The 22,636-nt window shown below is 72.1% G+C and carries 21 protein-coding genes, 1 pseudogene and 1 riboswitch; of the genes and pseudogenes, 14 read left to right on the top strand and 8 right to left on the bottom strand.

Annotation, left to right across the window (positions count from 1 at the left end; translation table 11 throughout):
- Positions 1-153: 153 nt before the first annotated feature.
- The 3 genes from ACWGI8_RS16055 to ACWGI8_RS16045 form a co-directional block, all read right to left on the bottom strand.
- Positions 154-945: an enoyl-CoA hydratase/isomerase family protein gene (locus tag ACWGI8_RS16055; RefSeq protein WP_453661359.1), complete on the bottom strand. Its 792-nt coding sequence runs from the start codon at positions 943-945 to the stop codon at positions 154-156.
- 139 nt (positions 946-1,084) lie between these two features.
- Positions 1,085-1,306 carry a helix-turn-helix domain-containing protein gene (locus ACWGI8_RS16050; RefSeq protein WP_018518904.1) on the bottom strand — a complete coding sequence of 74 codons (222 nt, stop codon included), beginning with the start codon at positions 1,304-1,306 and terminating at the stop codon, positions 1,085-1,087.
- 423 nt (positions 1,307-1,729) lie between these two features.
- A complete protein-coding gene (locus ACWGI8_RS16045; RefSeq protein ID WP_453661358.1) occupies positions 1,730-3,328 on the bottom strand; it encodes an ABC-F family ATP-binding cassette domain-containing protein in 1,599 nt (532 codons plus the stop codon).
- 227 nt (positions 3,329-3,555) lie between these two features.
- Between ACWGI8_RS16045 and ypfJ the strand changes: the two genes are divergently transcribed.
- Together ypfJ and ACWGI8_RS16035 are read left to right on the top strand one after the other, a co-directional pair.
- A complete protein-coding gene (gene ypfJ, locus ACWGI8_RS16040; protein ID WP_453661356.1) occupies positions 3,556-4,443 on the top strand; it encodes a KPN_02809 family neutral zinc metallopeptidase in 888 nt (295 codons plus the stop codon).
- Positions 4,444-4,516: 73 nt separating this feature from the next.
- Entirely contained in the window at positions 4,517-4,921 is a 405-nt protein-coding gene (locus tag ACWGI8_RS16035; RefSeq protein ID WP_453661354.1) for a VOC family protein, read from the top strand.
- A 94-nt stretch (positions 4,922-5,015) separates the two neighbouring features.
- On the opposite strand, the gene ACWGI8_RS16030 is transcribed toward ACWGI8_RS16035, so the two are convergent.
- The 3 genes from ACWGI8_RS16030 to ACWGI8_RS16020 form a co-directional block, all read right to left on the bottom strand.
- Complete coding sequence (locus ACWGI8_RS16030; protein ID WP_453661352.1) at positions 5,016-6,386, bottom strand: hypothetical protein; 1,371 nt, start codon at positions 6,384-6,386, stop codon at positions 5,016-5,018.
- A gap of 143 nt (positions 6,387-6,529) precedes the next feature.
- The gene (locus ACWGI8_RS16025) at positions 6,530-7,657 is read right to left on the bottom strand and encodes an alpha/beta hydrolase (protein WP_453661351.1); all 1,128 of its coding nucleotides are present in this window, start codon (positions 7,655-7,657) and stop codon (positions 6,530-6,532) included.
- A gap of 75 nt (positions 7,658-7,732) precedes the next feature.
- Complete coding sequence (locus tag ACWGI8_RS16020) at positions 7,733-8,404, bottom strand: class II aldolase/adducin family protein (RefSeq protein ID WP_453661349.1); 672 nt, start codon at positions 8,402-8,404, stop codon at positions 7,733-7,735.
- A gap of 379 nt (positions 8,405-8,783) precedes the next feature.
- On the opposite strand from ACWGI8_RS16020, the gene ACWGI8_RS16015 reads away from it, so the two are divergent.
- Positions 8,784-9,998, top strand: a complete 1,215-nt coding sequence (locus ACWGI8_RS16015; RefSeq protein ID WP_453661348.1) for an anion permease — start codon at positions 8,784-8,786, stop codon at positions 9,996-9,998.
- A gap of 15 nt (positions 9,999-10,013) precedes the next feature.
- Positions 10,014-10,235, top strand: a complete 222-nt coding sequence (locus ACWGI8_RS16010) for a hypothetical protein (RefSeq protein WP_453661346.1) — start codon at positions 10,014-10,016, stop codon at positions 10,233-10,235.
- Positions 10,236-10,347: 112 nt separating this feature from the next.
- On the opposite strand, the gene ACWGI8_RS16005 is transcribed toward ACWGI8_RS16010, so the two are convergent.
- The gene (locus ACWGI8_RS16005) at positions 10,348-11,418 is read right to left on the bottom strand and encodes an alkene reductase (RefSeq protein ID WP_453661361.1); all 1,071 of its coding nucleotides are present in this window, start codon (positions 11,416-11,418) and stop codon (positions 10,348-10,350) included.
- A 135-nt stretch (positions 11,419-11,553) separates the two neighbouring features.
- Here ACWGI8_RS16005 and ACWGI8_RS16000 point away from each other — a divergent pair, with 135 nt between their 5' ends.
- The 6 genes from ACWGI8_RS16000 (at position 11,554) to ACWGI8_RS15975 (ending at position 19,124) form a co-directional block, all read left to right on the top strand.
- On the top strand, positions 11,554-11,901 hold the full coding sequence (locus ACWGI8_RS16000; RefSeq protein WP_453661345.1) for a MerR family transcriptional regulator: 348 nt from the start codon (positions 11,554-11,556) through the stop codon (positions 11,899-11,901).
- 218 nt (positions 11,902-12,119) lie between these two features.
- Positions 12,120-12,274, top strand: a riboswitch (cobalamin riboswitch).
- Positions 12,275-12,305: 31 nt separating this feature from the next.
- Positions 12,306-13,256: a cobalamin biosynthesis protein gene (locus ACWGI8_RS15995; protein ID WP_453661343.1), complete on the top strand. Its 951-nt coding sequence runs from the start codon at positions 12,306-12,308 to the stop codon at positions 13,254-13,256.
- Positions 13,253-14,839: a cobyric acid synthase gene (locus ACWGI8_RS15990; RefSeq protein WP_453661341.1), complete on the top strand. Its 1,587-nt coding sequence runs from the start codon at positions 13,253-13,255 to the stop codon at positions 14,837-14,839. Before ACWGI8_RS15995 ends, ACWGI8_RS15990 begins: the two co-directional genes overlap by 4 nt.
- Positions 14,840-15,026: 187 nt before the next feature.
- Positions 15,027-17,060, top strand: a complete 2,034-nt coding sequence (locus ACWGI8_RS15985) for a putative cobaltochelatase (RefSeq protein WP_453661340.1) — start codon at positions 15,027-15,029, stop codon at positions 17,058-17,060.
- Positions 17,060-17,668 carry a cob(I)yrinic acid a,c-diamide adenosyltransferase gene (gene cobO, locus ACWGI8_RS15980; RefSeq protein WP_453661338.1) on the top strand — a complete coding sequence of 203 codons (609 nt, stop codon included), beginning with the start codon at positions 17,060-17,062 and terminating at the stop codon, positions 17,666-17,668. Before ACWGI8_RS15985 ends, cobO begins: the two co-directional genes overlap by 1 nt.
- Positions 17,669-17,717: 49 nt before the next feature.
- Positions 17,718-19,124, top strand: a complete 1,407-nt coding sequence (locus tag ACWGI8_RS15975) for a cobyrinate a,c-diamide synthase (RefSeq protein WP_453661337.1) — start codon at positions 17,718-17,720, stop codon at positions 19,122-19,124.
- 37 nt (positions 19,125-19,161) lie between these two features.
- Here ACWGI8_RS15975 and ACWGI8_RS15970 read toward each other — a convergent pair whose 3' ends face one another.
- On the bottom strand, positions 19,162-19,911 hold the full coding sequence (locus ACWGI8_RS15970; protein WP_453661335.1) for a ZIP family metal transporter: 750 nt from the start codon (positions 19,909-19,911) through the stop codon (positions 19,162-19,164).
- A gap of 47 nt (positions 19,912-19,958) precedes the next feature.
- Here ACWGI8_RS15970 and ACWGI8_RS15965 point away from each other — a divergent pair.
- The 4 genes and pseudogenes from ACWGI8_RS15965 to cobC form a co-directional block, all read left to right on the top strand.
- Positions 19,959-20,384 (top strand): annotated as a pseudogene (locus ACWGI8_RS15965) (cobalamin biosynthesis protein); the annotation flags it as partial.
- Between the two features lie 91 nt (positions 20,385-20,475).
- Positions 20,476-20,604: a hypothetical protein gene (locus ACWGI8_RS15960; RefSeq protein WP_453661362.1), complete on the top strand. Its 129-nt coding sequence runs from the start codon at positions 20,476-20,478 to the stop codon at positions 20,602-20,604.
- The gene (locus ACWGI8_RS15955; protein WP_453661360.1) at positions 20,601-21,422 is read left to right on the top strand and encodes a sirohydrochlorin chelatase; all 822 of its coding nucleotides are present in this window, start codon (positions 20,601-20,603) and stop codon (positions 21,420-21,422) included. Before ACWGI8_RS15960 ends, ACWGI8_RS15955 begins: the two co-directional genes overlap by 4 nt.
- Complete coding sequence (cobC, locus tag ACWGI8_RS15950) at positions 21,406-22,476, top strand: Rv2231c family pyridoxal phosphate-dependent protein CobC (RefSeq protein ID WP_453661334.1); 1,071 nt, start codon at positions 21,406-21,408, stop codon at positions 22,474-22,476. The genes ACWGI8_RS15955 and cobC overlap by 17 nt, the downstream gene beginning before the upstream one ends.
- The last annotated feature ends 160 nt before the right edge of the window (positions 22,477-22,636 follow it).

The following is a 22,636-nucleotide window of genomic DNA, read 5'->3' as shown; positions in this document are numbered from 1 at the left end:
CCCGTTGGCGGTGGCCCTGGCCGTTCGGGAGGCGGTTGCCCCGGTGCTTCCGGCACCCGTCCCGGTGGCAGTGCTGATCACGGACGTCGTCGGCTGGGGAGTGTCTTCGAAGTAGCGTCGTCAGCCCAAAGGGGGCCCGGCGGCAGACAGGCCCTAGTCCGCGAGACCTGCGAGATCGCGAAGGCGCCGGGCCTGGGCTGCCCGCTCGGCCGTCCGCTGGTCCTCGTACGTACGGGACTGTGCACCCCGCAGCAGGGCCTTAGTCTCGATCACGGCGTCACGCGGCGCCGCAAGCAGCGCGGCGGCCAAGTCCCGCACGGACGCGTCGAGTTCCTCGCCGGGCACGGCGAGGTTGGCGAGGCCGATGCGCTGCGCCTCGTCGGCGTGGACGAACCGGCCCGTGGCACAGATCTCCAGCGCACGGGCGTAGCCGACGAGCGAGACGAGCGGGTGGGTCCCCGTGAGATCGGGGACCAGGCCCAGGCTGGTCTCGCGCATGGCGAACTGCACGTCCTGCGCCACGACCCGCAGATCGCAGGCGAGGGCAAGCTGGAAACCGGCACCGATCGCATGCCCCTCAACCGCCGCGATCGACACGATGTCGTTGCGGCGCCACCAGGTGAACGCGTCCTGGTACTCGGCGATGACGGCGTCGAGCTCCTCGTCGGAGCCGCGCGCGAGATCGATAAACGACGGCTCGCCGTCAAAGCCCTCGGGCGTGAACGCCTGCCGGTCGAGCCCTGCGGAGAAGGACTTGCCCTCGCCACGCAGCACGACGACCCGCACACTGCCCGGCAGCGACCGCCCGGCTTCCGCCAACGCCCGCCAGAGAGCGGGAGATTGGGCATTGCGCTTGGCCGGATTGGTGAGGGTCACCGTGGCCACCGCGTCATCGACGGTGAGCCGTACGCCGTCCTTGTCGAGCACAGAGTCGAGCGAAGTCATGAGGGCCTCCGGTTCCGGTGCGGTCAGTGCAGCACAGATTAAGCGACTGCACAGTAACCACCCGGCCGACCGCACGATCGGCCGGGTGGCCGACACCGGAAACCGGCCGGCCTCGGACGCCGCTCAGGATCGTCAGGCGTCAGGCCGTGGCGGCCTTCTTGCCTCGTGTCGCTCCGCCGCGTCCACGCAGCGTGACTCCGGACTCGCTGAGCATCCGGTGGACGAATCCATAGGAGCGGCCGGTCTCTTCGGCCAACGCCCGGATGCTCGCACCGGAGTCGTACTTCTTCTTCAGGTCTGCCGCGAGCTTGTCGCGCGCGGCGCCGGTCACCCGGCTGCCCTTCTTCAGAGTCTCGGCCACCCGTGCCTCCTCATGGGAAGTGCGCTCTGGACTCTCATGATCACCCCTCAAGGGCTTCATGGCCACCCATTCGACAAGGTCTGTGCAACCAGCTTTTGCGGCCACAAGGCAGCCGACACCTCCGGAATCAGAGATTCCGGGTAAGGGTGCCGTGACGTTTCGGCGCCCCAGAAGACGAAATTCCAGGTCAGGGCCACAGTCGTCCGGACCGGACGGTTCCGCATGCCTGCCGGACGTGGCGGACCGTTTCAGCGGACCGCCACGCCGGGGTACGAGACGCACTCACTCAGATGAAGGATCACCAGTGAGCCGAATGATCCATACGGAGTGGATCAATCCGGATGGATCACTCGCAGACGGCCCGGTCGGGCGAGCGCGACGGGGCCGGGCAGGAACGACAGGGCCGGGGCAGGAGCGACGAGGTCAGGCGAGAGCGACGAGATCCGCGTAGTCCGCGCCCCACAGGTCCTCCACGCCGTCCGGCAGCAGAATGATCCGCTCCGGCTGCAGCGCCTCGACCGCGCCCTCGTCGTGGGTGACCAGGACGACAGCGCCCTTGTACGTGCGCAGCGCACCGAGGATCTCCTCTCGGCTGGCCGGGTCCAGGTTGTTCGTCGGCTCGTCGAGCAGCAGCACGTTCGCCGAGGAGACCACCAGCGTGGCCAGGGCCAGCCGGGTCTTCTCACCGCCGGAGAGCACCCCGGCCGGCTTGTCGACGTCGTCGCCGGAGAACAGGAAGGAGCCCAGCGTCTTGCGGATCTCGACCAGGTCGAGGTCCGGCGCGGAGGAGCGCATGTTCTCCAGGACCGTACGGTCCGGGTCGAGGGTCTCGTGCTCCTGGGCGTAGTAGCCGAGCTTGAGGCCGTGGCCCTCGACGACCTGGCCGGTGTCGGGGTTCTCCACACCGCCGAGCAGACGCAGCAGCGTGGTCTTGCCCGCACCGTTGAGGCCGAGGATGACGACGCGGGAGCCCTTGTCGATGGCGAGGTCCACGTCGGTGAAGATTTCGAGGGAGCCGTACGACTTGGACAGACCCTCGGCCATCAAGGGCGTCCTGCCGCAGGGCGCCGGCTCGGGGAAGCGCAGCTTGGCGACCTTGTCGGCGACCCGGGCCTCCTCGAGGCCGGAGAGCAGCCGCTCGGCGCGCCGCGCCATGTTCTGCGCGGCGACGGTCTTGGTGGCCTTGGCGCGCATCTTGTCGGCCTGGGCGTTGAGCGCGGCGGCCTTCTTCTCCGCGTTCTGGCGCTCGCGCTTGCGGCGCTTCTCATCGGCCTCGCGCTGCTGCTGGTAGAGCTTCCAGCCCATGTTGTAGACGTCGATCGTCGAACGGTTCGCGTCGAGGTAGAACACCTTGTTGACGACGGTCTCGACGAGGTCCACGTCGTGGGAGATGACGATGAAGCCGCCCCGGTACGTCTTCAGGTAGTCGCGCAGCCAGACGATCGAGTCGGCGTCGAGGTGGTTGGTCGGCTCGTCGAGCAGAAGCGTGTCGGCGTCCGAGAAGAGGATCCGGGCGAGCTCGACACGGCGGCGCTGACCGCCGGAGAGCGTGTGCAGAGGCTGACCGAGCACGCGGTCGGGCAGGTTGAGCGCGGCGGCGATGGTGGCAGCCTCGGCCTCGGCCGCATAACCGCCCTTCGTCAGGAACTCGGTCTCCTGGCGCTCGTACTGTTTCATCGCCTTGTCGCGCGTGGCGCCCTTGCCGCTGGCGATGCGCTGCTCGTTCTCGCGCATCTTGCGGATCAGGACGTCGAGGCCGCGGGCGGAGAGGATGCGGTCGCGGGCGAGGACGTCGAGGTCGCCCGTGCGCGGGTCCTGCGGGAGATAGCCGACTTCGCCGGAGCGGGCGATCTGGCCGGCGGCGGGGATGCCCTCACCGGCGAGGCACTTGGTGAGGGTGGTCTTGCCCGCTCCGTTACGGCCGACCAGGCCGATGCGGTCGCCCTTGGCGATACGGAAGGTGGCGGACTCGATGAGGACGCGGGCGCCGGCACGCAGCTCGACGCCGGAAGCGGTGATCACGGAAAGACTCCAGAACGGATGGACGGCGGAAGGACGACGGGGCGTGCGGAAGCTTCGACGCCGTCTAATCCATGAGGAGAATTGCCATACGGCCAGTCTACCGGGACTGTGCAACTGGTTTTCTGTGGTGCTGCCCACGGTCGCGGCCGTGGGCGGGCTCCCCCGGGGCCGGGGCGAACAGGGCGACAAAAGGGGTGGGACGTACCGCACTGATCGATACTCGGGACATGCAGTTCGACGACGACGCCGACCTGGACACTTCAGAGGTCCAGGATGTGCGTCGCAACCGTGTCCCGGGTGGGAGGGCCACCATCGGGGGCGGCATCGTCGGCGTCATCGCGGTGATCCTGGGCCTGCTCTTCGGGGTGGGCCCCGAAGAGCTGGGGCTGACGGACGGCACGGCTCCGGAGCCGTACGCGTCGTCCGCCGGGCAGGTCGACCGGACCTGCAAGAAGGGCAGGGACGCGAACACCCGGGAGGACTGCCGGATCGTCGCGGTGGTCAACAACGTGCAGGACTTCTGGCGCGAGGAGTTCGCGCGGCTCGGCGAGAACTACGTGAACGCGACGACCGTGATGTTCACGGGCCGGGTGCCCACCGCGTGCGGCACGGCCACCGCGGCGGTCGGGCCGTTCTACTGCCCTGCGGACCAAAAGGTCTATCTGGACCTCGACTTCTTCAACGATCTGCGCGACAAGTTCGGGGCGACCGGCGGCCCGTTCGCGCAGGCGTACGTCGTCGCTCACGAGTACGGCCACCACATCCAGGACATGAGGGGCACGCTGGCCCGAGCACAGGACAGGCAGCAGGGTGCGGGCAGCAACGCGGTGCGCGTGGAACTGCAGGCGGACTGCTACGCCGGGGTGTGGGCGCGCCACGCGACGACCTCTCCGGACGAGAAGACGGGGCGGCTGCTGCTGACGCGGCTGACGGACGCCGACATCCAGGACGGCCTGAACGCGGCCGCGTCGGTCGGCGACGACCGGATCCAGGAGAAGCTCCAGGGCCGGGTCACTCCCGAGTCATGGACGCACGGTTCGGCGGCGCAGCGCCAGCAGTGGTTCTACAACGGCTACCGCACGGGCGACATGGCCCGGTGCGACACCTTCCGCTGACTGTCAGTGGGCCCTGCCAGACTGAGACTCAGATCACATTCCTGTCGTCGAGCGAGGAGAAGGAGTGGTCGAGATGGCGGAGGCACCGGGCATCTGTCCGACGCTGCTGTACGCGGACGCCACGGCCGCGATCAAGCAGCTCACCGAGGCCTTCGGCTTCGCCGAGAACGCGGTGTACGAGGGCGAGGACGGCAAGGTCGTCCACGCCGAGCTGTCGTACGGGAACGGGATGGTGATGCTGGGCAGCAAGGGCACGGGCAGCGAGTTCGACAAGCTGATGGAGGGGGCAGGACCGGCCGGTGTGTTCGTCCATGTCGACGATGTCGACGCGCATCACAACAGGGCTGTGGAGCACGGCGTGGAGATCCTGATGCCGCCCACCGACCAGGACTACGGCTCCCGGGACTACATGAGCCGTGATCTGGAGGGGAACGTGTGGAGCTTCGGGACGTACAGGCCGGGGGCGGCGGAGTCGTAGACCGCCCGCCCTTCCTCGTCCTCGTTCCGCTCTCCGTTCTCGTTCCGGTCTTCGTTCTCGTTCTCGCGCGTCCGCCCGCTGGGCGGGCCCGGGGTCAGGCTCCTCCGGTGTGCACCTGGAAGGCCGCGCGGCGGACGGCCTTGGCCAGCGCAGGGTCGGGATGGGCGGCCGCGAGAGCCACGAGGACCTGCACGGTGCGGGGGTGGCCGACGGCTCTGACCTCGTCGAGCAGTGCGGGGACGGTGCCCTGGACCGCCGAGTCGAGATGGCGGACCAGCAGGGCGCTCTCGCCGTGGTCGGCCACAGCCGCCGCGGTGTCCACCCAGAGCCAGGTCGTCTCTTCGCGGGTGAGCACCTCGGCGGCGTCCTCCGGGTCCGCTCCCTCGTACTCGGCGAGCCAGAGCAGGGCGTACGGCCGCAGAGAGGGCTCTTCGGCGGCGGCGCGCACTCCGGCCTCCGCGGGAGCGCCGACGACGCGGAGCGCCTCAAAGGCGAGACCGCGCAGCAGGGCGTCCTCACCGCGGGCGGCGGCGAGCAGTTCGGTGACGGCGCTGGAGACGGTGCGGGCCGCGAGCCACGCGCGGTACTCGGCGCGGGCGGGTCCTGGGGTGAGCCGGGCGCAGCCGCGGAGCATGTCCTCGGCGGACTGCTCGATATGGCCCGCGGGGCTCTGGGCGGCGACGCAGATCTGTTCGAGCTTGACCCAGACCGCCCAGTTGCCGAGCGGGGTGAGGGTGGCGCAGCCCTCGCCCAGGGTCAGCGCGCCCACGGCGGCCAGGCCCTCCAGGGCCCAGTCGAGCAGGGCGGAGAGGGGGACGTCGGCGGGCGGATCGTCCGGCGTGGCCGCGGCCGGGCCGGACTGCGGACCGTAGGGCACTTCGCAGCGCTCCTCGCGGAGCTCCGCGACGCGCTGCTGGAGCAGATCGAGCAGCGCCGGCACGAGCACCGGTCCCGCGGAGAGCTGGAGGAGGGAGAGCACCTGGGGGAAGGCCTCGACGACCTCCGCGACGGCGGCGGGGGCGACGGCGGCGGGGGCGGGATGGACGAGGGACCAGGCGTCGAAGAGGGCGACCCAGCCGCGCAGTACGGCCGTGTCGTCACGATCCCATGCGTTCAGCCGCCAGCCGGGGCGCGCGGTCCCGCCGTGCAGTTCGACGAGTCCGGCGAGCCGGGCGCGGTCCCAGCCCGCGTGTGTCCGGTCCGGCGTCAGTTCCAGGTCCGCCGCGGCCCGTTCCCGCTCGGCGGGTCCGCCCGTCGCGTTGTGCGCGGCCGCCCAGCGGGCGACACGTACCGCGTCGGCGAGGACTTCGCGCGCCTGACGGGCCAGTTCCGCGGGGGGCGGGGTGCCCTCGGGCGGGCGCGGAGCAGGTCGGGTGCGCCGGTTCGTCACGGCGCGGCGCGCCGTGGCGGTGGGCCGCGGGCGGACAAGACGGAGCCTGGAGTCGCGCAGGTTACGGGACGTCACGGGGAGCAGTCTTCCCGCTGTCGGCCCGAAAGCCCAATCGGAATGCGGGATCCCCTGGGAAGGGCTTGCTGCGGGCAACTGGATCAGCCGTGCATCACCGCTGGATCAGCCGTGCATCACCGCTGGGTCAAGCGTGCTCATTGCTAGATCAAGGGGGTGAGGAAGCGGCGGAGGGCCTCCTCGTAGCGCGCCGGGCCCGCGTTCCACATGGCGGCGTGCGGGGCGTGGGGAACGGTCTGGAGGGTGACCAGGTCGGGGCGGCGGGCCGCGAGCTCGCGGGAGGGCCCCCACGGGGCGAGGGTGTCGTCGGGGCCGTGGAAGACGATGGTGGGCACGCGCAGCGCGTCCGGGTCCGCGGCCGCCTTCAGCCGGTCGGCGTGCAGTCCGGTGCGGCCCTCGGCGGCGCGCACGGCGAGCGGCAGCAGGGGGCCCGGGAGGCGCCGGGCGGCGGCGAGGGCGCGCAGCGTCGCCTCCCAGTCGAGCACCGGGGAGTCCAGGACGAGCCCGGCGATCCGGTCCCGGAGCGCGGAGTTGGCGGCCGCGTGGAGGGCCATCGAGGCGCCGGTGGACCAGCCGTGCAGGATCACGCGCTCGGCGCCGTCGCGGACGGCGAAGCGGATGGCCGCGTCGAGGTCGCGCCATTCGGAGTCGCCGAGGTGGCCGAGGCCGTCCGGGGAGCCCGGCGCGCCGGGGTCGCCGCGGTAGGCCAGGGCCAGCACGGGGAGGCGCCGTTCGGTGAGGAACGGCAGGAGGTTCATGGCGTGTTCCCTGGTGGCGCCGAGGCCGTGCACCGCGATGATCCAGGTGGAGCGGGGGGCCCGGACGAGCCAGGCGGGCAGGGAGCCCAGTTCGCCGGGGATCTCCACGTCCTCGTGGTCGATCCCCAGGGCGTCCGCCGGGTTGCCGGTGTGGACCTGCGGGGTGAACCGCACCTTGGTGCCGGTGTCGAGGCTGCCGTGCTCGACGCGCTCCAGCCGGCGGACGACGCTGTCCGCGGCGTGCGGCACATTGTCGAGGACGGGGCCCACGACCGCGTGCAGATCGGGGCCGGTGAGTCCGTAGGTACCGGGCCGCAGGGAGACGAGGCTGCGAGTGAGCGTGATGCGGCCGGGTCCGGTGGCGTGCACCGTGAGCCGGGGCTCACCGGGCAGGGGCCGACCCGGGGACGCCTTGAGCGCGGCGTCGCTGGCGTACCGGCCGGCCGCGAAGGCAGCCGCGCCGAGACCGATCAGGGTGGTGACGGCCGCTGCCGTCGCTGTTGCCGGGCGCACCGTTCCAGTGTCGGTACGTATTCGCCGGGCTGCCAGTGGACGGGTACGGCACGGGTGACGCCGCAGGGGCCGATGTCAGCGCGACTGGCCGTAGTCGCGGAGCTTCTCCGCCACGTCCTGGAGCTGGGAGCGGGAGAGCAGGGAGGGTTCCCGGCCGGGCAGCGAGCCGGCGGCGAGCCAGAGCCGGCACATCCACTCCAGCTGGGCGGTCCGGTCGTAGGCCTGGTCGAGTGAAGTTCCGTACGTGATGGTTCCGTGGTTCTGGAGGAGACATCCCGTGCGGTCCTCGATCGCCCGGAGCACGTTCTCGGCCAACTCGTCCGTTCCGTACAGGGCGTACGGAGCGACGCGGACGGGGCCGCCGAGGGCCGCGGCCATGTAGTGGATCAGCGGCACCTCGCTGACCAGGGTGGAGACGGCGGTGGCGTGCACGGCGTGGGTGTGCACGACGGCGGCAGCGTCCGTGCCGCGGTAGATCGCGAGATGCAGCGGCAGCTCACTGGTGGGAGTGAGGTCCCCGAGGATCTGCCGCCCGTCGAGCCCGACCCCCACGGCGTCCTCGGCGGCGAGCCGGTCGTACGGCACTCCGCTCGGCGTGACCAGGACGATGTCGCCCGCGTCGGTCGCGACCCGTACGGAGACGTTGCCCGAGGTCCCGACGACGAGTCCGTCGGCGGCGGTTCTGCGGGCGGTGGCCACGAGCTCCGCCCACGCCTGCGAAATCGCTTCCTGCCCGTGCTGTGTCATGGGGCGATCCTGTCAGGCCGCCCTGCCGGACCGGTCCTCGGGCGAGGCGGCCCGCTGCGGGCGGGCTGGTCGTACCGGACGATCCGCCGGTACGGCAACGGCGGCGGAGGCCTGCCGGGTGACCAGAATCTCTTCAACGGATCCGCGGCGCAGCCGAGGGGGCGGCCTCGCGGTGGCGAAATGTCCCCCGCGGCCGTACTGGGGCCGGTTCTGCCGGGTTTCCCGCTGCCCGCCCCGCTTCGCTTCCGTCGCTCCACTTCACCAGCGGAGTGGCGGAAACTTACCTCGGGACACTACAAAGCCCGACTCAGTTCACCTTCCGTTCATCCAGGTTGCCTACGTTCAGCGCGCCACTGACGTCCAATAGAAGCCTGGGTAAATGGAAAACATCACGCTTCTCCTCGGGATCGTGATCATTACCGCTCTCGTGTTCGATTTCACGAACGGTTTCCACGACACAGCCAACGCGATGGCGACGACCATCTCGACCGGTGCACTCAGACCAAAGACGGCGGTGGCCATGTCCGCCGTGCTCAATCTCGTAGGCGCCTTCCTGTCCGTCGAGGTCGCGAAGACGATCTCCGGCGGGATCATCAACGAGAGCGGCATCCGCACGGAGGTGATCTTCGCGGCGCTCGTGGGCGCGATCCTGTGGAACCTCTTCACGTGGCTGCTCGGCCTGCCGTCCAGCTCCTCCCACGCGCTGTTCGGCGGTCTCATCGGCGCCGCCGTGATGTCCGCCGGCTTCTCGGCGGTGAACGGCGGCACCATCGTCACCAAGGTCCTGATCCCGGCCGTCGCCGCGCCGATCGTCGCCGGTCTCGCCGCGCTGCTCGCGACGAAGCTGACGTACAAGATCGGCAGCAGGGCCGACGACAAGGCCACCTCGAAGGGCTACCGCGCCGGCCAGATCGCCTCCGCGGGCCTCGTCTCCCTCGCCCACGGCACCAATGACGCGCAGAAGACCATGGGTGTCATCACGCTGGCCCTGGTCACAGGCGGCGTCCTCGCTCCCGGCTCGAACCCCCCGATGTGGGTCATCGTCTCCGCCGGCATGGCGATCGCGCTCGGTACGTACCTGGGCGGCTGGCGCATCATCCGCACCATGGGCAAGGGCCTGACCGACCTCCGGCCGCAGCAGGGCTTCGCCGCCCAGACCAGCGCCGCGACGGTCATCCTGGCCTCCTCGAACCTCGGCTTCTCGCTCTCCACCACCCAGTCCTGCTCCGGGGCCGTGATGGGTGCGGGCCTCGGCCGCAAGGGCGGCGTGGTCCGCTGGTCCACCGCCACCCGGATGTTCGTCGCCTGGGGTCTGACCCTGCCGGCCGCCGGTCTGGTCGGTGCCGCGGCCGAGTTCCTGACCAGTCAGGGCACCTGGGGCATCGTCGCCGTCGGTGTGCTGCTGGTCGCGAGCTCCGCTGTGATCTGGTCGCTCTCGCGCCGCAAGCCGGTCGACCACACGAACGTCACCGACGACGAGGCCGCCGACGCCGAGCCGGCAGATGCCACGGCACTGGACGGCCTGAAGGTCACCATCCCCGCCCCCGCCGCCCCTGCCGGTGAGCCCGCCCCCGCCCCCCCCGCCGCGGCGTAAGAAGGAAACGAAAGCATGAAGATCGACTGGGTAGCTCTCGGCTCCGTCTTCGGCGTGAGCCTCGTCGTCACCGTCGCCCTGGTGGGCTTGTTCACCCTGGGCATCGTGGGTCTCTCCAGGCAGGAAACCGCCTCCGCGCAGGGAGGCTCCGCGGTCCTGGCCCGCTCGGGTGCCTACGCCTGCTTCGCGCTGTGCGCGGCGGCGGTCGCGTACGGGATCTTTCTGATCGTCGCCTGACCTGGCAGCCGGCTTCGTCCGGTCCTGTGCTCCCTCACCTGGGCGGAGGACCGGACGAAGGCCGTTTCAGCGCGGAAAGCAGACGACCCCACGACCACTGCCGCGACGCAGGTCAGTGTTGATGACTGGAGTAGTCGAGGTACCCGGTGTCGCCGCCCTGGTACCACGTCTCCTGGTTGCTCTCGCGCAGCGGGAGTCCGAGACGGAGTCGCTCCACCAGGTCCGGGTTGGCGAGGTAGGCGCGGCCGTAGCTGATCAGGTCCGCTCCGAGGGCGAGCCAGTGCTCGCCGAGCGCCTTGTCGGTCGGCTTCGGGCCGATCTGCCCGCCCGGGTTGACGATGAACGCGCCGGGCCACGCCTTGCGCAGCCCGATGAGCACGTCGTCCTCGGCTGTGACCAGGGCATGGACGTAGGCGAGACCGATCGGGGCGAGCGCGTCCAACAGGGCCCCGTACAGCTGTGGCACGTCGTCCTCGGCCATGTCCCAGACCTGGCCCCCGGGGGAGAGACGGATGCCGACACGGTCGGCGCCGATGGCGTCGGCGGTCGCCTCCGCCGCCTCGACGGCGAAACGGATGCGGCCGGTGATGGAGCCGCCGTAGGCGTCGGTGCGGCGGTTGGCGTTGGAGGACAGGAACTGCTGGATCAGATAGCCGTTCGCCCCGTGCAGCTCGACGCCGTCGAAACCGGCGTCGATCGCCCGGCGCGCCGCGTCGGCGAACACCTGTACCTCGCGCTTGACCTCGTCGGTCGACAGGGCACGGGGGACAGGGGCGGGCAGAAATCCCTTGGGGCCGGTGAACAGTTCGCCCTTCAGCGCGATCGCGGAGGGTGCGACGGGGTGGTGGCCGACGGTCTCGGGATGCGCGACCCGGCCGGAGTGCATGAGCTGGGCGAAGATCCTCCCGCCGTTGGCGTGCACCGCGTCGGTCACCGGCCGCCACGCCGCGACCTGCTCATCACTGTGCAACCCGGGGGTGTTGGGGTTCGACTGCCCCTGCAGGCTCGGCTGCACCCCTTCGCTGACGATCAGGCCGGCGGTGGCGCGCTGGGCGTAGTAGGTCGCCGACGACGCGGCGGGTATGCCGTCCTGTGTGGCGCGAGCCCGGGTCATCGGGGCCATCACGACGCGGCTGGGCAGCCGGAGGTTTCCTAGCTGGTAGCTCTCGAACAGGCTGGTCACAGTCATTCCCTTTGCTCTCGAGGAGGTGCTGGCCGGTCGTGAGTTACGCTAAAACCTGACATTGACGTCAGAGGCAAGTCCTGTGGTCCGGATCACCGGTGGGTCCCGGTCACCGGTGAGGCACCGGGAGGCAATGTGCGCATCGGCGAGCTCGCCACCAGGACAGCCGTGAGCGTGCGCGCCCTGCGGTACTACGAGGAGCAGCAACTGCTCGCGTCGGAACGCAGCCCCAGCGGACAGCGCCGGTACCCGGAGAGCGCGATCGAGCGCGTCATCCTGATCCAGCAGCTGTATGCCGCGGGGCTGTCGAGCAAGACGATCCGGGGGCTCCTTCCCTGCATCAACACGGGAGTCAGCACACCGGAGTCCCTGGCGCTGCTGAAGGCCGAACGCGACCGGATCGGCGCCCGGATCGGCGAACTGGTCAGCACCCGGGAACGGCTCGACGCCGTGATCGCCGCGGCCGAGGGGACGGACCACTAGACGAGTAAGTGCTATCTCCCGCCGTCCGCCCGGAGCAGGCGGGAGATAGGACTTACTCGTCCAGGGCCTGTCCGGTGGATCAGGCCGGATCACCGAGCACGTGAGCCCGGCAAGATCGAAAGACACCCCCTGGGTCGCGCGCCCGCGTGTGGGACTCCGTGCGGCTCCGTGTGGGACTCCGCACACTGTCCCGTCGCAGGTCAAGGGCGAGTTGACGGGTGTTCTCAGCCCGTGGTGGACTTCCGGAGCCATTTACGGCGGCAGAAGAGGAAGCCGGTGCGAATCCGGCGCGGTCCCGCCACTGTCACGGGTGCGTCCCCCTTCAACGGGACGTTCCCCGAAGCCAGGAACTCTCTCCCGCCGGTCACGTCGAGCCAGGGCGCGGACCCTGAGTGAGGACGAACATGCGTGCAGAGCGGACCTTTGCATGCGGTGCCGCTGCCGGACTCGCCGGCGACCTGCTCCTCGGCGATCCGCGCCGTGGGCATCCGGTCGCCGCGTTCGGCCGGGCCGCCGCTGCCGTCGAGCGGGCGCTGTGGCGCGACCACCGGGGGTGGGGCGCGGTGCACACCGCCGTGTGCGCCGGGGGCGCCGTCGTCGCGGGCGCGCTGGCCGCTGCTTCCGTGCGCCGTTCCCGTACGGCATCGATCGCCCTGACCGCGGCCGCCACCTGGGCCGTGGTCGGCGGCACGTCGCTGGGGCGGGAGGCCCGGGCGATCGGCGGGGCGCTGGCGACCGGGGACATCGAGGTCGCCCGGGAGCGGCTGCCCCATCTGTGCGGGCGTGACCCGCAGGCGCTGGACGGACCGGGGATCGCCCGGGCGGTCGTCGAGTCCGTCGCCGAGAACACCTCCGACGCGGTCGTCGGCGCCCTGGTGTGGGGGGCGCTCGGCGGGGTGCCGGGGCTCGTGGGCTTCCGTGCCGTGAACACCCTGGACGCGATGGTGGGCCACAAGTCGCCCCGCTACCGGCGGTACGGCTGGGCCTCGGCGCGGCTCGACGACGTCGCGGGCTGGCCGGGCGCCCGGCTGACGGCGGCACTGGCGACGGTCGCCGGCGGGAATCCCCGGGGTGCGGTACGGGCCTGGCGCGCGGATGCCGCGAAGCATCCGAGCCCCAACGCCGGCCCGGTGGAGGCGTCGTTCGCGGGGGCGCTCGGAGTGAGACTCGGCGGGACGCTGTCCTACGGGGGGCGGGTCGAGCACCGGCCCGTACTCAACGGGGACGGCCGGGCCGTCGAAGTAGCGGACATCGAACGTGCGGTGCGGCTGTCGCGCCGCGTGGGGGTGCTGGCACTCGCGGCGTGCGCGGGCGCGCGGCTCGTACACGGGGCTGTCAGGGGGAGGCGTACATGAGTGGCGGTGGACTGCTGGTCGCCGGGACGACGTCGGACGCGGGCAAGAGCGTCGTCACGGCGGGGATCTGCCGGTGGCTGGTGCGCCAGGGCGTGAAGGTCGCGCCCTTCAAGGGACAGAACATGTCCCTCAATTCGTTCGTGACACGCGAGGGCGCGGAGATCGGCCGTGCGCAGGCCATGCAGGCGCAGGCGGCGCGTGTGGAGCCCACCGCACTGATGAACCCCGTGCTGCTCAAGCCGGGCAGCGACCGGTCCAGCCAAGTCGTGCTGATGGGCAAGCCGGTGGGCGAACTGAGTGCGCGCGGGTTCTTCGGGACGTCCGGGCCCGCGGCGCAGCCGCAATCAGGTGATGTGTCCCCCGGGAAAATGCTGCACGGCGGGCGGCAGCAGGCGCTGTTCGGGCCCGTCATGGAGTGCCTGGAGGAGCTTCGGGGCACGTATGACGCCGTGATCTGCGAGGGGGCCGGCAGCCCGGCCGAGATCAATCTGCGGCGCACGGACATCGTGAACATGGGCATCGCCCGGGCCGCGCGCTTCCCCGTGGTGGTGGTCGGGGACATCGACCGGGGCGGGGTGTTCGCGCAGTTCTTCGGTACGACGGCGCTGCTCGCCCCTGAGGACCAGGAGCTGATCGCCGGCTATCTGGTGAACAAGTTCCGCGGTGACGTCACACTCCTGGAGCCGGGTCTGGAGATGCTGCACGGGCTCACCGGGCGGCGGACGTACGGTGTGCTGCCCTACGCACACGGGCTCGGCATCGACGAGGAGGACGGCCTGCACGTTTCTCATAGGCACAGTTCCCTGCGGGGTGCGGTACGCGAGTCCGTCGTCGCCCCGCCGGTCGGCGAGGACGTGCTGCGCGTCGCGGTCTGCGCCGTACCACTGATGTCCAACTTCACCGATGTGGACGCACTGGCTGCCGAGCCGGGCGTGGTCGTGCGCTTCGTGGACCGCGCCGAGGAGCTCGCCGACGCCGACCTGGTCGTCGTGCCCGGCACTCGTGGCACCGTGCGCGCCCTGGAGTGGCTGCGCGAACGGGGCCTCGCGGACGCGATCGCCCGCCGCGCGGCGCAGGGCCGTCCGGTGCTCGGCATCTGCGGTGGCTTCCAGGTGCTGGGCGAGCGGATCGATGACGAGGTCGAGTCACGGGCCGGGTCCGTGGCAGGGCTCGGGCTGCTGCCGGTGCGGGTGCGGTTCGCGCCCGGGAAGACCCTCGCACGGCCGGTGGGCGAGGCGCTCGGAGAGCCGGTCGAGGGGTACGAGATCCACCACGGTGTCGCCGAAGTCCTCGGTGGAGAGGCCTTCTTGGACGGCTGCCGGGTCGGATCGGTGTGGGGCACCCACTGGCACGGCTCGCTGGAGAGCGACGGCTTCCGGCGGGCGTTCCTGCGCGAGGTGGCCGCGGCCGCCGGGCGCCGTTTCGTACCGGCCCCCGACACGAGCTTCGGCGCGCTGCGCGAGGAACAGCTGGACCGGCTCGGCGACCTGATCGAGGAGCACGCCGACACCGACGCGCTGCTCGGCCTGATCGAGGGCGGCGCGCCCGCCGGGCTGCCGTTCATCGCGCCGGGTGCGCCGTGAGCGCCTGTGGCGGGGCTCCTTCGGAGCGCGTCCGGGGGTACCCCCACGCCGCAGGGCGTAGGGGGAGTTCGAGGACGGCCACCCGGGCCAACCCGGCGGTATCGGTTTCAGATGGAGCGCAACGGCCTCGGCAGGGCACGAACGAGCCGCGCAACCGGCGTGGCTCCAGCGAAGGAGTGATCACCCGATGAGCACCCCCTACCCGTTCACCGCGATCGTCGGAATGGACGATCTGCGGCTCGGGCTCCTGTTGAACGCGGTCTCGCCCGCGGTCGGCGGTGTGCTCGTACGCGGTGAGAAGGGCACCGCCAAGTCGACCGCCGTGCGGGCGCTCGCGGCGCTCATGCCGGATGTCGACGTCGTCGCCGGGTGCCGGTTCTCCTGCGCGCCCGGGGCGCCCGACCCGACGTGTCCGGACGGGCCGCACGAGGCGGCTGCCGGTACGGCGCGGCCCGCCCGGATGGTCGAACTCCCCGTCGGCGCTTCGGAGGACCGGCTCGTCGGCGCGCTCGACATCGAGCGGGCGCTCGCGGACGGCGTGAAGGCCTTCGAGCCGGGGCTCCTCGCGGACGCGCACCGCGGGGTGCTGTACGTCGACGAGGTCAACCTGCTCCACGACCACCTGGTGGATCTGCTGCTGGACGCCGCCGCGATGGGCGCGTCATACGTCGAGCGCGAAGGCGTCTCGGTACGCCATGCCGCGCGTTTCCTGCTGGTCGGGACGATGAACCCCGAAGAGGGCGAGCTGCGGCCGCAGTTGCTCGACCGGTTCGGTCTGACCGTGGAGGTCGCGGCGTCGCGTGAGCCGGAGCAGCGGGTGGAGGTCGTGCGGCGGAGGCTGGCGTACGACGAGGACCCGGCCGCCTTCGCGACGCGCTGGGCGGACGAGGAGGAGGCGCTGCGCGAGCGGATCGTGGCGGCGCGGACGCTGCTGCCCTCCGTGGAGCTCGGTGACGCCGCGCTGCGGCAGATCGCGGCGACGTGCGCAGCGTTCGAGGTGGACGGTATGCGCGCCGACATCGTGATGGCCAGGACGGCGACGGCACTGGCCGCGTGGGCGGGGCGTACGGACGTCATCGAGGAGGACGTCCGGCAGGCCGCGCTGCTGGCGCTCCCTCATCGGCGGCGGCGCAACCCGTTCGACGCGCCGGGCCTCGACGAGGACAAACTCGACGAGACGCTGGAGCAGTTCGGCGGGGACGACGAGCCGGAGCCCGATCCTGAGCCCGATCCGGACCCCGACCCGGACGGCGGGCCCGGCGGCGGCATTCCGCCGCAGGGGCACGGACCCGATGCCGCGCCGCCCGCCGAGCAGCCGGGGCAACCGGAGCCGTCCGCCTCCCGGACCCCCTCCGGCGCGGGCGAGCAGGCCGCCGTACGGGCCGCCGAACCGTTCCGTACGAAGATGCTGAGCGTGCCCGGCCTCGGCGAAGGGGCCGCGGGGCGTCGCTCCCGGGCGCGTACCGAACACGGCAGGACCACCGGTGCCCGCCGCCCCCAAGGGACGCTCACCAAGCTGCACTTGGCGGCGACGGTGCAGGCCGCGGCCCCGCACCAGCGGGCGCGCGGGCGCTCGGGCCCGGGTCTCGTGGTCCGGCGAGACGATCTGCGCCAGGCGACCCGCGAGGGCCGCGAGGGCAATCTCGTGCTGTTCGTCGTGGACGCGTCCGGCTCGATGGCGGCCCGGCAGCGCATGAGCTCCGTGAAGGGCGCGGTGCTGTCGCTGCTGCTCGACGCCTACCAGCGGCGCGACAAGGTCGGTCTGGTCACCTTCCGCGGCACGGGCGCGGACGTGGCGCTGCCGCCGACGTCGTCCGTGGACGCGGCCGCCGCACGCCTGGAGCAGCTGCCGACGGGCGGGCGGACCCCGCTGGCCGCAGGCCTGCTCAAGGCGCACGACGTGCTGCGCGTGGAGCGTCTGCGCGATCCGTCGCGCCGGCCGCTGCTGGTGGTGGTGACGGACGGCCGCGCGACCGGCGCACGCGGCGGTGACGCCCTCGCGCTCGCGGCACGCGCCGCACGGCTGCACGCCGACGGGAACACCGCGGCCGTGGTCGTGGACTGCGAGGCGGGGCCGGTACGGCTCGGGCTCGCCGGGAATCTCGCCCGCGAACTCGGCGGCACCGCCGTCACCCTCGACGAGCTGCGCGCCGACAGCATCGCGGGGCTGGTCAGAGACGTACAGGCAGCAACCACGGGAAGCAACAGGAGGGCCGCGTAGTGCCGCAGGGACAGCCGACCGTCGTTCCGGACGACGGACTCACCACCCGCCAGCGCCGTAACCGCCCGCTGGTCATGGTGCACACGGGCATCGGCAAGGGGAAGTCGACGGCCGCCTTCGGAATGGCGCTGCGCGCCTGGAACCAGGGCTGGCCCGTCGGGGTGTTCCAGTTCGTCAAGTCGGCGAAGTGGAAGGTCGGCGAGGAGAACGCGCTGAAGGTCCTCGGCGCGAGCGGCGAGGGCGGCGCCGTCGACTGGCACAAGATGGGCGAGGGCTGGTCCTGGATCCAGCGGGCCCCGGCGGACGGCGAGCAGTCCCACGAGGACAAGGCACGCGAGGGCTGGGAGCAGGTCAAGCGGGATCTGGCGGCGGAGAAGTACACGTTCTACGTCCTCGACGAGTTCGCGTATCTGCTGCACTGGGGCTGGATCGACACGGCCGAGGTGATCCAGGTGCTGCGCGACCGTCCCGGCACCCAGCATGTCGTCATCACCGGCCGCAACGCGCCGCAGGAGCTGGTCGACTTCGCCGATCTCGTCACCGACATGTCCAAGGTGAAGCATCCGATGGACGCGGGCCAGAAGGGCCAGCGGGGCATCGAATGGTAGGCACCCGGTGGTAGGCATCGAGTGGTAGGCACCCAGTGGTAGGCATCAATTGGTAGCACGTCTCGTCATCGCCGCACCGGCCTCCGGCAGCGGCAAGACCACCGTCGCGACGGGCCTGATGGCGGCCTTCGCGGCGGCCGGACTCGCCGTGTCCCCGCACAAGGTGGGCCCCGACTACATCGACCCGGGCTATCACGCGCTGGCCACGGGCCGGCCGGGCCGCAACCTCGACGCGTACATGTGCGGTACGGACCTGATCGCGCCGCTCTTCGCGCACGGCGCGCGCGGCTGCGACCTGGCCGTGATCGAGGGCGTGATGGGGCTGTACGACGGCGCCGCGGGCGCCGGTGAACTGGCGTCGACGGCTCAGGTCGCGAAGCTGCTGCGGGCGCCGGTGGTGCTGGTCGTGGACGCGTCGTCGCAGTCGCGGTCGGTGGCGGCGCTGGTGCACGGCTTCGCGTCCTGGGACCCGGAGGTCCGGCTGGGCGGGGTGATCCTCAACAAGGTCGCCACGGACCGCCATGAGGCGCTGCTGCGGGAGGCGCTGGAGGAGTCGGGCGTACCGGTGCTGGGCGTGCTGCGGCGCGCCCCCTCGGTCGCGACGCCCTCCCGGCACCTGGGGCTGGTGCCGGTGGCGGAGCGGCACGCGGATGCCGTGGACGCGGTGGCTGCGCAGGCGGAGCAGGTGCGGTCGGGGTGCGATCTGGAGGGGCTGCTGGCGCTGGCGCGGAGTGCGCCGCCGGTGAGCGCCGCGGCGTGGGAGCCTGAGGCCGCTGTCCGGGCGCACACCGGTAACGGGGTGGTGCCCACCAGTCCGGGCCTGCGGAACGACTGCCCACAGCGGCCCGTGATCGCCGTGGCCGGAGGGGCCGCGTTCACGTTCTCGTACGCCGAACACGCGGAGTTGCTGAACGCCGCCGGCGCGGAGGTCATCCCCTTCGATCCCCTCCGGGACGAGGAACTGCCCGACGGCACCCGCGGCATCGTCATCGGGGGCGGTTTCCCCGAGATGTACGCCCCCGAGCTGTCCGCCAACTCCCGGCTCCGCAAGGCGGTCGCCGAGCTGGCACAGGCGGGCGCGCCGGTCGCCGCCGAGTGCGCAGGGCTGCTGTACCTGGCGCGTTCGCTGGACGGGAAGCCCATGTGCGGGGTGCTGGACGCCGACGCGCGGATGTCGCAGCGCCTCACCCTCGGCTACCGGGACGCGGTCGCCGTGAGCGACAGCGTGCTGGCCGCGGCCGGGACCCGGATGCGCGGGCACGAGTTCCACCGCACGGTGCTGGAGCCGGGTGCGGGCCCGAGCCCGGCCTGGGGGCTGCGGCAGCCGGAGCGGCGTGTGGAGGGCTTCGTACAGCAGGGTGTGCACGCGAGTTATGTGCACACGCACTGGGCGGCCGTGCCCGACGCGGCGAGCCGCCTCGTGCGGCGGTGCGCGCAATGGTCCGGGCAGGCATGAGACACGGCCGGGGGTGGGCATGAGGCACGGGCGGCCGTCACTCCGCCAGGCCCGTCACCAGCCAGATGAACGCCACACCCGCGATCGTGCACAGCAGGGTGGAGCGGGCGGGATGCTCATGATGCGCCTCGGGCAGGATCTCGGCGGCGGCGAGGTAGAGCAACGCGCCGCCGAAGAAACCGAGGTAGCTGCCGAGCAGCTCCTGCGGCATCGTGAACAGCAGGGTGGAGGCGGCACCGACCACCGGGGCGAGGGCCCCGGCGAAGAGCATGGCGAGGGCCTTGCGGCGTTCGTTCCCGTAGAGGCTGGCGATGGTGTACGTGTTGAAGCCGTCCGCGAAGTCGTGGGTGATGACGGCGAGCGCGACGGTGAGGCCCATTCCGCCGCCCACTTGGAACGCCGCGCCGATGGCGATGCCGTCCATGAGGCTGTGGAGCACCATGGCCGCGGCGGCGGTCATCCCGACCTGCGGTACGCGCTCGTGCCCGCCGTGGGTGTGATGTCCGCCGTTGTACGCCCCGTGCGACGCCTGCCGTGCCGCCAGCAGTCGTTCCACCACGTGGGCGAGGAGGAACCCGCCGACGAAGAGCAGCATGGCCTGCGGTACGGCGAAGATCTCCGCGCCCGCCGCGGCCATCGCCTCCGGCAGCAGATCGAGCCCGGCGGCACCGAGCATCAGCCCGCCCGCGAGCCCGAGTACGAGATGGCGCCGGTCGGTGACGCGCTGCGCCGCCCAGCCGCCGAACAGCGTCATCAGGAACGCGCCGAGCGCGACGAACACCGCCATGCGTTCTTGCTAGCCGATAGCACCCCGTCGGCGCCGGGTGCCACGCCATGAGTGGGTTCGTGGTCGGGGTCGGCGCGCGCCGGGGTGCGCCCTTCGAGGAGGTGCTGGGGCTGATCCGCGACGCCCTGCGAGAGACCGGGGAGGGGACCGGGGAGGGGACCGGGGAGGGGACCGGGGAGGGGACCGGGGAGGGGACCGGGGAGGGGACCGGGGAGGTCGTCGCGCTGGCGACCGTGGAGGCCAAGGCCGCCGAGCCGGGCATCGTCCGGGCCGCGGCGGCGCTCGGTGTACCGCTGTGGGCGTACCCGGCGTCGGAGCTGGCCCGGGTCTCGGTGCCGCACCCGTCCTCAGGGACGCGGGAGGCGGTGGGAACTCCCTCGGTGGCGGAGGCCGCGGCGCTCGTGGGCGGGGGCGGGGGCGAACTCCTCGTACCGAAACGTAAGTCACAGCCGCGGGGGCGACCTGCGGGGGTGACCTGTGCGATCGTGCGGCTTGCGGATGGTCCGGTTCCGGAACTGGCATCCGTGCGGACTGGATCCGGCCGCGTTGGACATGATCTCGGTCATGAACGTCGGCGGCCCGGTCAGCCGGCACCGGCACCGCACGCAGCACCGGCAACACCCGCAGCACTGGCACCGACCGCAGCACCCGCAGCACCGGCAACACCGCGCCGACCGCAAGGAGACCGTGTGACTTCCCCGCCGCCCGCACTGCTCATCGCCGCCGACGGCGCCCGGCACGACGCTGCGGCCGCGGCGTTCCTGGACCTCGTGGAGCAACTGGGCAGCCGCTATCCGGAGATCCCCGTCGCCGGCGGCCTCGTCGGCGCCGACCGCTGGCCGCTCACCGAGGCCGTGGCCGAACTCGTCGCGGCGGGCGCCGAGCGGCTGGCCACCGTGTCGCTGGCGCTGGTGCCCGGCGGGCAGGCCGAGGAGGGCCTGTCCGAGGCGCTGGCCGCCGCCCGGCAGGACCACCCCGGGCTGTCCCTGGCCAGGGGCCGCGCGCTCGGCCCGCATCCGACACTGCTCGCCGTGCTGGAGCGACGGCTGGACGAGGCGCTGGGCGGGGCGGCCCGTACACCGAGGGACCGGGCCGAGGTGACCGTACTGCTGGTGGCTCCCGGGTCGGCCGATCCGGAGGCCAACGCCGAGGTGCACCGGGCGGCGCGGCTGCTCTGGGAGGGGCGTGGGTACGCGGGGGTCGAGACGGCGTTCGTGTCGACGGCCGCGCCCGATGTGCCGGCCGGACTCGACCGGTGTGTACGGCTCGGGGCGCGCCGGATCGTCGTCCTGCCGTACGTCCTGTTCGACGGTGGTCCTGTGGAGCGGGCTCAGCTGCATGCCGAGGGGTGGGCGGCGGCGCATCCGGAGGCCGACGTGCGGTACGCCGAAGTGATCGGTCCTGCCGAGGAGTTGGCCGACGTGGTCGTGGAGCGCTATCGGGAGGCGGTCGCCGTTCCCGTACCACCACAGGCCCGACACGCGCAGGACGACCATGAACTCGCACGCTGACTTCCACGATCTGCGGCATCACGGTGACGCGGAGGTGAGGGACGGGCGACTGACCGATCTCGCGGTCAACGTCCGTACGGGCACTCCCCCGGTGTGGCTGCGCGAGCACATCGCCGAGTCGCTGATGTCGCTCGCGGCCTATCCGGACGGGCGGGCGGCGCGCGCCGCCGTCGCCGCGCGGCACGGGCTGCCGGTGGAGCGGGTGCTGCTGACGGCGGGCGCGGCGGAGGCGTTCGTACTCCTCGCGCGGGCGCTGCGGGTGCGCCGGCCGGTGGTCGTGCATCCGCAGTTCACCGAGCCGGAGGCGGCGCTGCGGGACGCGGGTCACGCGGTGACGCGGGTGGTGCTGAGGGAGGAGGACGGCTTCCGGCTGGATCCGGAGGCCGTGCCCGAGTCGGCGGACCTCGTCGTCATCGGCAACCCGACGAATCCGACGTCGGTCCTCCATCCGGCTGCCGCGATCGCCCGGCTGGCGCGGCCGGGGCGGGTCCTGGTCGTCGACGAGGCGTTCATGGACGCGGTGCCGGGTGAGCCGGAGGCACTGGCGTCGCGGACCGACGTCCCCGGTCTCGTGGTGCTTCGCAGCCTCACCAAGACCTGGGGGCTGGCGGGGCTGCGGATCGGTTACGTGCTCGCCGCGCCGGAGACGATCGCGGAGCTGGAGCGGGCGCAGCCGCTGTGGCCGGTGTCGACGCCGGCGCTGGCGGCGGCGGAGGCGTGCATGTCGCCGCGAGCGCTTGCGGAGGCCGCCGCGGCGGCCGGGCGCGTCGCGGCGGACCGGGCGCATCTGCTGGCCGGGCTCGCGGAGTTCGACGAGGTGCGTGCGGTGGAGGCGGCGGAGGGGCCGTTCGTCCTGGTGCGCATCGACCGGGCCGACGAGGTCCGCGACCGCCTGCGCGCCCTCGGCTTCGCGGCCCGCCGCGGCGACACGTTCCCCGGCCTCGACCGCCACTGGCTCCGCCTGGCGGTCCGCGACCGTACGACGACGAACCGCTTCCTCCAGGCCCTCGACCAGGCGCTCACGGTGGTGGGCGCGGCTCCGGTGGGCGGCTGACGCGGGGTGCCTCCGGCGGGGGTGCGGTGACGGTGTGCCCTCTGCCGTGGCTGCGGCCGGTGTGTCCGCCCTCAAACGCCGGACGGGCTCGGGGTGCGGGGTGCCTCCGGCGGGGGTGCAGTGACGGTGTGCCCTCTGCCGTGGGTGCGGCCGGTGTGTC

This window comes from Streptomyces sp. NPDC054841, from assembly GCF_053611045.1.
This window is presented reverse-complemented; position numbering and strand designations above follow the sequence as displayed.